Genomic DNA, 11,853 nt, shown 5'->3' with positions numbered 1-11,853 from the left:
CAGATGCCGGACATCTTCCATTTTATATTCCGTGGCATCCGAATCAACGCCGACCGGACGGAATTTAACTTTATTTAACGAAGCATGAATACAAAAGGGGCAGGGCGGCATCGTCCGCGCGAACCGCCCTGCCCCCAACCCGGCCCGATGGCTATCGGATTGCGGATACCCCTGTCAATTTTTTCTATACTTCCGTTCGGGTGCTATTACTTCCTCGACCGGTCCGGCGCGGCAGCCGGATTCGCCGGCGCCTCAGCGGGCGAACAGCATGTCCATGTTTGCAAAAGCCTTGAATTCCAGTGCATTTCCGCTGGGATCGAGAAAAAACATCGTCGCCTGCTCGCCCGCCTCTCCCTTGAAGCGGATATAGGGATCGATAATGAAGGAGATATTGGCGGCCTTCATGCGCACCGCCATATCCTCCCATTCCGGCATGGTCAGCACAAGGCCGAAATGCCGGACCGGAACGCCGTGGTCGTCCACGACGTTCCGCTGCACCTGCCCGGCTTCCTGCGGGGCGAGATGGGCAACGACCTGATGCCCATACAGGTTGAAATCGACCCAGTCCGGCGCGCTGCGTCCTTCCGGGCAGCCCAGGATTTCGCCGTAGAAACGGCGTGCCGCCGCAATATCATGGACAGGAAAGGCGAGATGAAACGGTCGAAGGTCGGATTGGACGGTCATGGACGTGCTCGCGACGTGGCGGAAAGGATCATTCCCTTGCTAGAACGACGACACACGAACGAAAAATGTTATATATTCCGCCTGAGAACGTTTTTTGCTGATGAATCGATGCTGACCGAACTCAAGACCTTTCTCCATGTCGCGCGACTGGGGTCGTTTGCCGCCGCCGCCTCGCGGGTCAACCTGACGCAATCGGCCGTCAGCGGGCAGATCCGGCGGCTGGAGGACGCGCTGGGCTTTCCCTTGTTCGATCGCTCGGGACGGGCGGTGTCGCTCAATCGGAACGGCAAGCGCGTCCTTGCCGGCGCCGAGACCGTTGTCGCCGCCTTCCAGAAGCTTTCGGACATGACGGATGAGAATGTGGCGCCTGTCGTGCTGCGGGTCGGCACGATCTCCAGCGCCCACGGGCTGCTGACGCGCGCGATGCAGACGTTCCGGCGCGATTTTCCACATGTCCAGCTGCGCATCGTTCCCGACATCTCGTTGCGTCTGCTGGACAAGGTGGACACGGGTGAAATCGACGTCGCGCTGATGGTGCGGCCGCCCTTCGGCATTCCATCGGCGCTGGCGTGGTCGCCCGTCGTCCGGCAGCGCTATCGCCTGATCAAGCCGGCGGACATGCCGGGCGACGATTGGCGGACGCTGGTCCTGACGCAGCCCTTCGTCCGCTATGAACGGACGTCGTTCGGCGGACGCGCCGTCGATCTTTTTTTGCGGCGATGCGATCTTGTGGCGAACGATCATGTCGAAATGGACGACATCGTCGCCATTCGCGACATGGTGGAAGCGGGACTGGGCGTCGCGATCATTCCCGTCGATGACGACGCCGTCATGCCGCCGGGGGTCGTCACCCTGCCCCTGGGCGATGACGTCTTCTATCGGGAACTGGGCCTGATGACGGGCCGGCAATCCACCCCCGCCCATCTCGACGCCCTGATTTCAACTCTGGTCCATCGCTGACGCGGCGCACGCCTGGCCGGTCAGCGCGGCAGGCGCAGCGTTGCCACGCCCCCGACACCGGCGCAGACGGCCACCAGGAACAATCCGGCCAGCGGCTGGCCGGTATGGACGCGCAGCCAACCGATTGCGTATGGGCCGATCAGCCCGCCAAGGGCGCCGAGACTGTTGATCCAGGCAAGGCTGGTTGCCAGCGTGCCCTTTTCCAGGACCAGCGCGGGAATGGTGAAGATCATCGCCGTTACGCACAGCGCCGCCGCCAGCGCGCCCGTCAGCAGCAGCAGCGCCACGGCGCCGTGCCCCTGGAACAGGAAGGCCAGGACCAGCAGCACCGACACGGCCAGGAAGGGCGCGGCCATATGCCAGCGCCGTTCCTGCCGTCGATCGGAACTGCGCGCGTTCAGGGTCATCGCGAGGATCGCCGTCAGGAACGGCAGCGTAGTATAGAGGCCAACCTGTGATGGGGGCACAGCCAGCACCTGCGCGATGAAAGTCGGAATCCAGAAGACGATCCCGTAATTGCACACGGCCTGGCAGAAGCAGATCACGATCAGCAGGGGGACGAGCGGACGCGTGAGGGCCGTGAACGCGCGCGGGGTGCGTCCCCCGGCCCCCGCCGGCCCCGTGCCCTCCCCCGCCGGGGCACGCGTCAGGAGCAGACGGCGCTGCGACTCATCAAGCCAGCCTGCGTCGGCCGGCCCGTCATCCAGCCATCGAAGCAGCACGAAGCCCAGCAGCAGGGCGGGCAGCGCCTCGATCACGAACATCCATTTCCAGCCGGGAACGGACATCGCGCCATCGAGCCGCGACAGGATGAAGACGGAGACCGGGCCGCCGAGCGCGCCGGACAGCGGGATGGCAATCAGGAATCCCGAAGTGACTCGGCCCAGCATCTGCCGGGAAAACCACAACGCCAGGTAGTACAGCACGGCCGGATAGAACCCCGCCTCGGCCACGCCCAGCAGCACGCGCAGGGCGCAGAACTGCCAGACCGTGTCCACGATCGTGAACAGGAACGAGATCAGGCTCCAGCCGATCATGATCGCGGCGATGGTGCGCCGCGCACCGAAGCGCATCAGCAACACCGAGGAGGGCACCTGGAAGGCGATATAGCCGACGAAGAACAGGCCCGCCCCCAGCCCGAACGTCGCATCGGAGAAATTCAGGTCGTGCTCCATCGGCTGGCGCGCGAAGCTGAGATTGATCCGGTCCAGGTAGGAAAACATATAGCACAGGATCAGCAGCGGAATAATCCGCCAGGCGGCCGCCCGAAGGATACGGGCTTCCGCCGGAGGAAGGGCGGCCTCCGCCGAGGGGCGAGCGGCCGACCGGCCGTCGAGATGCTCCGTTGAACGCACAGCCCGATCGGTCAAGCGGATGATCCTTCTTTTGTTGAGAACGCGTCGGTCAGATGACTCCGCGGCGATGGCGCTCCACCAGGTCCTGATAATGCGCGATCGGCATGTCCGTCACCAGCATGGCCCCGGGCGCGTGCGTGATGGCGAATTCCGGCATGCTGGCCGCCAGCACGGCCTGGGGTGTGACGCCGCACGCCCAGAAGACCGGCAGTTCGTCCTCGGCCACCGGCGTCGCGTCGCCGTAATCGGGCGTGCCGATGTCGGCGATGCCGATTTCCGCCGGAAAGCCGATCTGGACCGGCGATCCATGAGCCAGAGGAATGGCCGAACTGATCTCCACCGCCTTGATGATGTCCTGCGACCGGAAGGGGCGCATCGACACCACGACGGGGCCGGAAAACGGCCCGACCGGCGTGCAGGCGATATTCGTCCGGTACATCGACACGCCCCTGCCCGTCTGCAGGTGGCGCATGGGGATCCCGCAGGCCGTCAGCGCATTCTCGAACGAGAAGGAACAGCCGAGCGCGAACGTCACCAGGTCGTCCTGCCAGTAATCGCCCAGGTCGCTGGCCTCGACGACCAGGACGCCATTCCGCCATATCCGGTAGCGCGGCAGGTCCGTGCGGAGATCGAGGTCCGCGCCCAGCGCGGGAATGCCGTATTCACCAGGGCGGGACATGCCGACCAGCGGGCATGGCCTGGGATTCTTCAGGCAGAATTCATGGAATGCGTCGGCCAGGGCCGCCGGCAGCATGACGATGTTCGCCTGGATATACCCGGCGGCCATGCCAGCCGTCATGTCCGTGACCTGGCCCGTTCGGCAGAGGCGGCGGACTTCGGCGGGAGAGGCATTGAAATAGGGTAACGTCGCTGGACCGGGTTGGGCCATGGTCTGCGTCCCTTTCATGATGGTGCACCCCGCGGGCGCGCAATCCCGCGCGGCGGAATATAGCATTCCAGAAACGAATATGAATACATGACAGACAATTGCAAATAATTTATATAAATACCGACAAATAATGATATTTTATAATGTTTTTTTATTATTTGTGATGCAAAACGCATTCTTTATTGTATCGTGCTGACAGGCAGCACGACGCTCGGCCTTCATACGGCCGCGTCATGCCCGCCTGTCCCGTCAAGGATATCGGCATTACGCATGACCAACGCCCGTTGTTTCCCGGAGCCCCGAAGGTGACGCAGCCCCCCGATGCCGCCCGGCTGAGCATGACCGCGAATCCGCCCTGTTCCTCGACGCCGCGCGGGCGGCTTCAGGTCGAACATCCGGTGACGGAAATGACGACCGGCATCGTCCGGGAACAGATCCGCATTGCGATGGGCGAGGCACTGCGGATCCGCCAGGAGGACATCGCGCCGAGCGGGCATGCCATCGAATGCCGGATCAATGCCGAGAATCCGACCACCTTCATGCCAGCCGCCCGGCACGATCCCGCGATGGCGCCCGGCGGGCGGTTTCGACGTCCGCATGGACACCCGTCTATACGAGGCATATCTCGTCCCCGCGACCCGCTGCATCGACGCCTGACGGACGACCCGCCTTTCGCGACGAGGCCATGACCATCCATGGAAGCCCTGCGCGCGCGCCGGGGCGAAGGATGACGCGCGTGGATAGCATCGAACGCCGCCGCCGGATCGTGCGCCTGATGCGCGCGCGCGGCGTCCTGTCCCTCGAATGCCAGGACGGCACGTCCCGGCTGGGGATCAGGCTGGCGCCCCCCGCCGGAGAGAGCGGGGCGACGCCCCGGCCGGCCCCACCCGTCCCGTCCGACATTCCTTCCGATATCTGGGCCGTCAGTCCCGAGCCTGGCCTGCTGCTGCGATGCCGCCCGCTGGAGGACACGCCCCGGGGCGCCGAAGGCACGCCGGTGGCCCAGGACGATATCCGGGCCTCCGTACGGATCGACGACGCCCTGTTGCCCGTGACCGCGCCGCTGGCCGGAACGATCGGCCCTTGCCGGGCGGAAGACGGCGCGCCGGTGGGGTATCACCAACCGCTCTTTTCCATCACGCCGGCCAGGTAGCCCATGCGTCACTCCGCCCGGCCGTCGGCTTCGCGCGCGACCTCCTGCGCCATGATGACGATGTCTTCCACCAGGCTGGATCCATGCTTGATCAGCCGGCCCGCGACGCAGTTGAGCGGGGGAAGCGTCAGGCCGGCGTCGAGGACGCATAATTCGCCTGAGTCGAGATGGGATCGCACGACATCCGGCGGCAGCAGCGCCAGCCCCGTGCCGTTCAGCAGCATGTTGACGATGGTCGGCACCGAACTCATGGCATTGACGCGATGATGGCCGATCCCCTGCCGGGACAGCAGGTTGCGCAACATCGAATGTGGAACGGTATTGCGCGAGAACGTCATGATCGGCAGGGACGGCAGGCTACCCAGGTCGATGCGCCCGGTACGCCTGTCCACGACCGCGCGCGGCGCGATCAGCGCGACATCGAAACTGCAGACCGGCGTCTCGATCATCATCGGCGAATTGACCGGCCCGACGAACAGCCCGATATCCAGCATGCCCTTCGCCACCTTGCGCTGGATGTCATCGGAAATGCTGATATCGAGATCGACGGTGATATTGGGATATTTCTCGTCGATGCGGCACAGCAGCCGCGACAGCCAGGTGTGCACAGCCGTTTCCATCGTGCCCAGCCGCAGGATGCCGTTTTCCTCGCTATGACCCTTGATGGTCAGGATCGCCTCGTCACGCAGTTCCAGGATGCGCTCGGCATACCGGATCAGCGTCATGCCGATCGGCGTGGGGACCACGCGCTTGGCGGAGCGATGGAATATCTTGGCCCCGAGCAGGGTTTCAAGCTGCGACACCCTGATCGAGATTGCCGGCTGCGTCATGCGCAGGGCTTCCGATGCCGCCTTGAATCCGCCCAGCCGATCGATCCACAGCACCGCCTCGAGGCTCTTGAAATCCATCGTTCACGATCCCCAACCGATAAAGCATATTTATATCATGCTGCCCCCACGTCGCGCCAGAAACGCCAAGCCGACACGGCGCCTCCATTCATCCGAAAAACAACATGCCGAACTATAAATAATAACGATATAATTTTTCATTATCTAAATATATTCATACCGTATTCACGACTGGAAATCGGATCGCGATCGCGAATTCATTACGATTTTATCACAATTCGTCCATATCATTCCGGGAAATCCCATGCCGTCCAAATCCACGGAGTCCGGCACGCCTCCAATCCTGACACTGGCGCGCATCCGCCAGGCCGCCGAACGCATCGGGCCGTTCATCGTCCGCACGCCCCTGCTGGAAAATCCCCGGCTGAACGAGCGGCTGCAGGCGCGGCTGCTGCTGAAGCTGGAGGCGCTACAACATACCGGATCCTTCACATTCCGTGGCGCGTGCAATCGGATCGAGCAACTGCCCGACGCGCAAAGGCAGCGCGGCGTGGTGGCGTGGTCATCGGGCAATCACGGCCAGGCCGTGGCGGCGAACTGTGCGCGCCGGGGCATTCCCGCCACGATCGTCATGCCTCATACCGCCCCGCGACTGAAGATCGATGCCACGCGGGCCCAGGGCGCCATCGTGCGTCTGTACGATCGCGCCATCGAGAACCGCGAGGAGATCGGCCGGCAAATCTCGGAACGGACCGGCGCCACGATCATCCATCCGTACGACGATCCGGATATCATGGCGGGACAAGGGACCGTGGGGCTTGAGATCATGCAGCAATGCGCCGAGCGCGGCCTGCGCCCCGATGCGGTGCTGGCCGGCGTCGGCGGCGGAGGGTTGATCGCCGGGGCCGGCACGGCGGTGCGGGCGCTGAACGCCGCCACCCGCCTTTACGCCGTCGAGCCCGCGGGCTTCGACGATACGGCGCGCTCGCTGGCTTTGGGCGAACGGCAGTCGAATACGGGCGGGGCCGAGTCCCTGTGCGACGCGCTGATGGACCCGACGCCGGGCGCCCTGACTTTTCCGCTGAACCGCGCCTTGCTGACCGATGTGCTGGTGGTGAGCGACAGCGAGGTCCGCACCGCCATGCGCGCCTGTTTCGAGCATCTGAAAATCGTGACCGAGCCGGGGGGCGTCGCCCCCCCTGGCGGCGATCCTGTCGGGCAAGATCGACGTGCGGGGCACGACGAGCGTGGTCGTGATCAGCGGGGGGAATGTCGATGCCGCGCTCTTCGCCCGGATCCTGCAAGGCTAGAGAAGCTGTCTTGAAGATACGAAGACTATCGCCGACCCGCTGTCGGTTCGCACGGCAAGGAGATCCCGCATGAACCTCCGCTTTCTCGAGGCGTTCGTCTGGATTGCCCGCCTGGGCAGCTTCCGCCGCGCCGCCGCGCGGCTGAACATCAGCCAGGCCGCCATTTCCAGCCGCATCGCCACGCTCGAGGAACAGATGGGCCACCGCCTGTTCGACCGGGACAGCCGCGACCTGCGGCTGACGCAGGCCGGCCAGACGTTGCTGATTTTCAGCGAACGCATGCTGGAAACGCAACGCGAGCTGAAACGCGCAATCGCCCAGACCGATGCCCCGCACGGCACCGTACGCATCGGCGTGATCGAATCCGTCGTCCACACGGTTCTGCCGGGCATCCTGCAGGCGCTGCAGGTCGCCTATCCCAGCCTGGCGCTGGAGATCACGTCCGAACCCAGCCGTGCCCTGCAGGATCTTCTCAAGCGCGGCGCCATCGACATTGCCATGCATACCAGCGCCGTGACCGACGCCAATATCCGCAACGACATGCTGTGCGAATTCCCGATGGGATGGATCCGCCGCCACGATCCCGACACGGCCCGCCATCCCTCCGATTTTTCCGCGCTGTCCGGCTATCCCATCATTACCTTTCCGCACGGATCCCTGCCCCATGCCTCCGTCCTGGACGCGTTTCGCGAATCGGGAACGCAGTTGAACCTGCTTCATTGCATCGCGTCCATCGCGGTAATCATGCGCCTGGTGCACGCGGGAATCGGCATCGCCTCGATGCCGCTGGCGGCGATCGAGCAGGAACTGGACAGCAGCCAGGTCGCGCTGATCGCCGACGATGTGCGCCTGCCGCACCTGCCGATCATGATCAGCTATCGCCCCGAACCGGGGAACGAGATCCTTGACGCCGTCGTCGAGACCGCGCGCCGGGAAACACGCGCCTATTGCATCCGCGTGGGGGAACGCTTCGCCGTTCCTCTGGATCGATAAGGAAATATGATCACCGCTCTCTTCGAATTCTTGCTTGCCTGGCCTGTTGGCGGGCCGCTACCGTGGCCCCGGTTTCCATCGATACATGCCGGAAGACTGTCGTCTCTGTTCCAGTGATGCACGACACCGCAACAGGCGGGATGGACTTTCTCCAGACGGAGCATAAGGATATTTCTATCGTTCCCCATACCGACAGGCGATCCGGCGGCGTGCGCCTGGCGTTGGCCAGCATGATCGGCACCGCGCTGGAGTGGTATGATTTCATGATCTACAACACCATGGCGGCGCTGATCTTCAACAAGCTGTTCTTTCCGACCAGTGTACCGATGATCGGCACGCTTCTGGCGTTTTCCACCTATGCGGTCGGATATCTGTCGCGGCCGCTGGGCGGCGTCATCTTCGGCCGGCTGGGGGACAGGATCGGCCGACGCACGGTGTTGATGGTGACGCTGATCGTCATGGGGCTGTCCACCAGCCTCATCGCCGTGCTGCCCACCTTCGCCGCGATCGGGATCGCCAGCCCGATCGTCCTGGTCCTGCTGCGGCTGGCCCAGGGAATCGCGCTGGGCGGCGAATGGGCCGGCGCGGTGCTGCTGACCGTGGAACATGGCGTCGCGGGCCGGCGCGGCCTGAACGCGTCCTGGGCGCAGGTGGGCCCCGGGCTGGGAACGATCCTGTCGTCGGCGGTCATCGGCCTTCTGGTGACGACGCTCGACAACGACCAGTTCGTCGGCTGGGGATGGCGCGTTCCGTTCGCCCTCAGCGGCCTGCTGGTCATTTTCGGTCTGGTCCTGCGCCGGTCCATAGCCGAAACGCCGATGTTCCAGGACCTGAAACGCAGGGATGCCATCATCAGGACGCCGGTGAGCCTCCTGCTGCGCCGGCACAAGCGCGGGCTGCTGGTCGCCGCCAGTTCGCGGATCGGGCCGGACGTGCTCTATGCGCTGCTGGTCGTCTTCAGCATCACCTATGTCAACCAGATCGACGGGCTGCCGCGCCGGGTCATTCTGACGGCGCTGCTCGCCGGGTCCGCCTGCGGCGTGGTCATGACGATGCTGTACGGGCATCTCAGCGACCGGATCGGGTCGCGCCCGATCTTCGCGGCCGGCCTGCTGTGCGGGATTCCCGTCGCGTTCGCGTTCTTTCCCCTGGCCGACACCCGGCAGTTCGCGTTGATCGTCCTGGCCGTGGCGGCGGGGCTGGCCATCCATGCCGCCATGTATGCCGTCCAGGGGGCGATCATTACCGAGCAGTTTCCGCCCGCCATTCGCTATACCGGCGCCTCCATCGCCTACACGTTCGGCAGCCTGGCCGGCGGGGGGGCCTTCGCGCCACTGATCATGGCCAGCCTTTTCAGGGAAACGTCCTCGACCCTCGCCATCTCGCTTTACACGCTCGCGGCGCTGCTGGTCAGCGGCGCCGGCATGCTGCTGGCCCGCGAGACACCGGCTGGCGACGAAGCCGATCCCTGACGGCAGGACGCACGCGCGCTTCCCGGCCTGCGACAAGGCCGGTTCATCTCATCGGATAACGCTCCAGTTCGGAACAAGACCATGAAGACCTATTCCGCATCCCTGCCTGCTGTACAAAGCGTCGTCATCGCCGGCTGGGCCGGCCGCGACCGGCAGGACGTCGATCACCATATCCAGGAACTGGCCGCCATCGGCGTGGCCCCGCCATCGCGCACCCCGCTGTTCTATCGGGTTTCGGCCGACCGCCTCACGCAGGCCGAGGAGATCGAGGTCGTCGGCCATGATACATCCGGCGAGGCCGAACCCGTGCTTGTCTGGTCGCCGGACGGCCTGCTGGTGGGCGTCGGGTCCGACCATACCGACCGTACCAGCGAAGCCTACAGCGTCGCCCTGTCGAAGCAATTATGCCCCAAGATCGTCGGAACGCGGTTCTGGCGCTTCGACGACGTCCGGACGCATTGGGACGCCCTGGTCATCCGGGCCTACAGCGAAATCGACGGCGTCCGGGCACTTTACCAGGAAGGCGCGCTGTCCGCCCTGCTGCGGCCGGAAGAACTGGTCGAGACCTGCCGTGCCCGCGACAACGGCCGGTTGCAGGACGGCAGCGTGATGTTCTGCGGCACCGTCCCCACCATCGCAGGCATCTTCCGCGCGGACGCCTGGACCGTGGAACTGTACGACCCGCGTACCGACACAACCCTGCGCCATCGCTATACGGTGCGGGAATTGCCCGTCATTGCCTGACTGACCGCGCGAGAAGGCCAGAGGAAGGAAAGAGCATGGCCCGTCCCACCCCCACACCGGCCACCGGATCGCACGACATCGTCGACCGGGTGACACGGCGCCTGGCCGTCCTGGACGATCCGACGCGCCCCGAGCGGCAGGCCTTTCGCGTGATCCACGCCGACACCGCGCTGCAGGAGGCCGAAGCCTCGGCACGGCGGCACGCGCAGGGCCTGGCGCTGGGACCGCTGGACGGGTGCATCCTGTCGGTCAAGGATTTGTTCGACGAGGCCGGCGAGGTGACGATCGCCGGCGCCCCGGTCAGAGCGTCCGCGCCGCCCGCGCAGACGGATGCCACGGCCGTGCAGCGCCTGAAGCAAGCCGGCGCCATCATCATCGGCCGCACGCACATGAGCGAGTTCGCGTTCTCCGGCATCGGGATCAACGCCGCGTTCGGCACGCCCGGCAACCCGCGCGACGCCACGCGCATTCCCGGCGGTTCGTCCTCGGGCGCGGCCGCCAGCGTGGGCTACGGGATGTGCGATATCGGACTGGGCAGCGACACCGGCGGGTCCGTGCGCATTCCGGCGGCGCTGTGTGGCCTGACCGGTTTCAAGCCGACAAGCGGGCACGTTCCTCTGGACGGCGCCTTTCCGCTGTCGCCAACGCTGGATACGATCGGGCCCATCGCCCGCACCGTGGCGGAATGCGCGCATGCCTTCGCCGTCCTGTCGGATCGGCCGGGCCTGCTGCCGCCGACACGGAGCGCCGCACGGCTGTCACGCCATCGCCTGGGCATCATCCGGACCGACAGCGTGTATGACGGGGCGGAGCCCGCCGTGCTCGCGGCCATGCGGACGGCCGAGCAGGCGTTGCGCGCGGCCGGCGCCACGCCGGTCGATGTCGATATCACGGATATCCTGGACGGCCTGGCGCATCTGGACGGGCTGGGCCTGTTTCCCGCCATCGAACTGGCCGCCATCCTGGCCGGCCTGTCCCCGGCCGAAACCCGGCAGATCGATCCCCGCATCTGGTCTCGCGTCGTGCCGGGATATGCGGTCTCCGCCACGACCTACCTGGCCATGCAGGAGCAGCGCCGCGTCATGATCGCCCGGATGTCCGCCCTGATGGCCGGGTATGACGCCCTGCTGCTCCCGACCGTCCCGGTCACCGCACCGCGCATCGACTCCCTCGACGATGACGAAGCGTTCCGACGGACCAACGGGCTGCTGCTTCGCAATACACGTATCGGCAACCTGCTGGACCTGCCGTCCAGCTCCCTGCCCATCCCGACCGATGAACTACCGGTGGGCCTCATGCTGTGGGGCGCACGCGGACAGGACAAACAGGTCCTGCTGCTGTCGCACCTCATCGAAAGCGCCCTGGCAGGCCGGCCTCCCGCGACCCTTTGATGAGACCTGCGCCTTGTTATGCGGTGACGATATCGAGCGTGCGCCTGAGGTTGT

Annotated in this window: 11 protein-coding genes and 1 pseudogene; 8 read left to right on the top strand and 4 right to left on the bottom strand. The window is 65.2% G+C overall.

Going from position 1 to position 11,853, the window contains the following annotated elements:
* Positions 1-252: 252 nt before the first annotated feature.
* Complete coding sequence (locus HLH34_RS10045; RefSeq protein ID WP_183119445.1) at positions 253-684, bottom strand: VOC family protein; 432 nt, start codon at positions 682-684, stop codon at positions 253-255.
* A 108-nt stretch (positions 685-792) separates the two neighbouring features.
* Here HLH34_RS10045 and HLH34_RS10040 point away from each other — a divergent pair, with 108 nt between their 5' ends.
* Positions 793-1,644, top strand: coding sequence for a LysR substrate-binding domain-containing protein (locus HLH34_RS10040; RefSeq protein WP_183119444.1), 852 nt, complete (start codon positions 793-795; stop codon positions 1,642-1,644).
* 20 nt (positions 1,645-1,664) lie between these two features.
* Here HLH34_RS10040 and HLH34_RS10035 read toward each other — a convergent pair whose 3' ends face one another.
* The gene (locus HLH34_RS10035) at positions 1,665-3,014 is read right to left on the bottom strand and encodes an MFS transporter (RefSeq protein WP_244959830.1); all 1,350 of its coding nucleotides are present in this window, start codon (positions 3,012-3,014) and stop codon (positions 1,665-1,667) included.
* Between the two features lie 34 nt (positions 3,015-3,048).
* Entirely contained in the window at positions 3,049-3,888 is an 840-nt protein-coding gene (locus HLH34_RS10030) for a putative hydro-lyase (protein WP_183119443.1), read from the bottom strand.
* Between the two features lie 377 nt (positions 3,889-4,265).
* On the opposite strand from HLH34_RS10030, the pseudogene HLH34_RS19630 reads away from it, so the two are divergent.
* Positions 4,266-4,521 (top strand): annotated as a pseudogene (locus tag HLH34_RS19630) (ATP-binding protein); the annotation flags it as partial.
* 103 nt (positions 4,522-4,624) lie between these two features.
* Entirely contained in the window at positions 4,625-5,041 is a 417-nt protein-coding gene (locus HLH34_RS10020; RefSeq protein ID WP_183119442.1) for a hypothetical protein, read from the top strand.
* An 8-nt stretch (positions 5,042-5,049) separates the two neighbouring features.
* Here the strand turns inward: HLH34_RS10020 and HLH34_RS10015 are convergent, their stop codons facing one another.
* Positions 5,050-5,949: a LysR family transcriptional regulator gene (locus HLH34_RS10015; protein ID WP_183119441.1), complete on the bottom strand. Its 900-nt coding sequence runs from the start codon at positions 5,947-5,949 to the stop codon at positions 5,050-5,052.
* A 244-nt stretch (positions 5,950-6,193) separates the two neighbouring features.
* On the opposite strand from HLH34_RS10015, the gene HLH34_RS10010 reads away from it, so the two are divergent.
* From HLH34_RS10010 to HLH34_RS09990, 5 genes are all read left to right on the top strand, one after another.
* On the top strand, positions 6,194-7,213 hold the full coding sequence (locus HLH34_RS10010) for a threonine/serine dehydratase (protein WP_244959828.1): 1,020 nt from the start codon (positions 6,194-6,196) through the stop codon (positions 7,211-7,213).
* A gap of 55 nt (positions 7,214-7,268) precedes the next feature.
* Complete coding sequence (locus HLH34_RS10005; RefSeq protein ID WP_183119440.1) at positions 7,269-8,192, top strand: LysR family transcriptional regulator; 924 nt, start codon at positions 7,269-7,271, stop codon at positions 8,190-8,192.
* A gap of 209 nt (positions 8,193-8,401) precedes the next feature.
* Positions 8,402-9,664, top strand: coding sequence for an MFS transporter (locus HLH34_RS10000; RefSeq protein ID WP_220792122.1), 1,263 nt, complete (start codon positions 8,402-8,404; stop codon positions 9,662-9,664).
* An 81-nt stretch (positions 9,665-9,745) separates the two neighbouring features.
* Positions 9,746-10,408: a DUF2848 domain-containing protein gene (locus HLH34_RS09995; RefSeq protein WP_183119438.1), complete on the top strand. Its 663-nt coding sequence runs from the start codon at positions 9,746-9,748 to the stop codon at positions 10,406-10,408.
* 35 nt (positions 10,409-10,443) lie between these two features.
* Positions 10,444-11,799 carry an amidase family protein gene (locus HLH34_RS09990; RefSeq protein ID WP_183119437.1) on the top strand — a complete coding sequence of 452 codons (1,356 nt, stop codon included), beginning with the start codon at positions 10,444-10,446 and terminating at the stop codon, positions 11,797-11,799.
* Positions 11,800-11,853: the final 54 nt, after the last annotated feature.

This window comes from Gluconacetobacter azotocaptans (assembly GCF_014174355.1).
Taxonomy (GTDB): domain Bacteria; phylum Pseudomonadota; class Alphaproteobacteria; order Acetobacterales; family Acetobacteraceae; genus Gluconacetobacter; species Gluconacetobacter azotocaptans.
This window is presented reverse-complemented; position numbering and strand designations above follow the sequence as displayed.

Excerpts from the sequence above, each read along its gene's own strand:
- HLH34_RS09990 (WP_183119437.1), top strand. The coding sequence starts at position 10,444 with ATGGCCCGTCCCACCCCCACACCGGCCACCGGATCGCACGACATCGTC.
- HLH34_RS10015 (WP_183119441.1), bottom strand. The coding sequence starts at position 5,949 with ATGGATTTCAAGAGCCTCGAGGCGGTGCTGTGGATCGATCGGCTGGGC.
- HLH34_RS10030 (WP_183119443.1), bottom strand. The coding sequence starts at position 3,888 with ATGGCCCAACCCGGTCCAGCGACGTTACCCTATTTCAATGCCTCTCCC.
- HLH34_RS10040 (WP_183119444.1), top strand. The coding sequence starts at position 793 with ATGCTGACCGAACTCAAGACCTTTCTCCATGTCGCGCGACTGGGGTCG.
- HLH34_RS10045 (WP_183119445.1), bottom strand. The coding sequence starts at position 684 with ATGACCGTCCAATCCGACCTTCGACCGTTTCATCTCGCCTTTCCTGTC.
- HLH34_RS10010 (WP_244959828.1), top strand. The coding sequence starts at position 6,194 with ATGCCGTCCAAATCCACGGAGTCCGGCACGCCTCCAATCCTGACACTG.
- HLH34_RS09995 (WP_183119438.1), top strand. The coding sequence starts at position 9,746 with ATGAAGACCTATTCCGCATCCCTGCCTGCTGTACAAAGCGTCGTCATC.
- HLH34_RS10005 (WP_183119440.1), top strand. The coding sequence starts at position 7,269 with ATGAACCTCCGCTTTCTCGAGGCGTTCGTCTGGATTGCCCGCCTGGGC.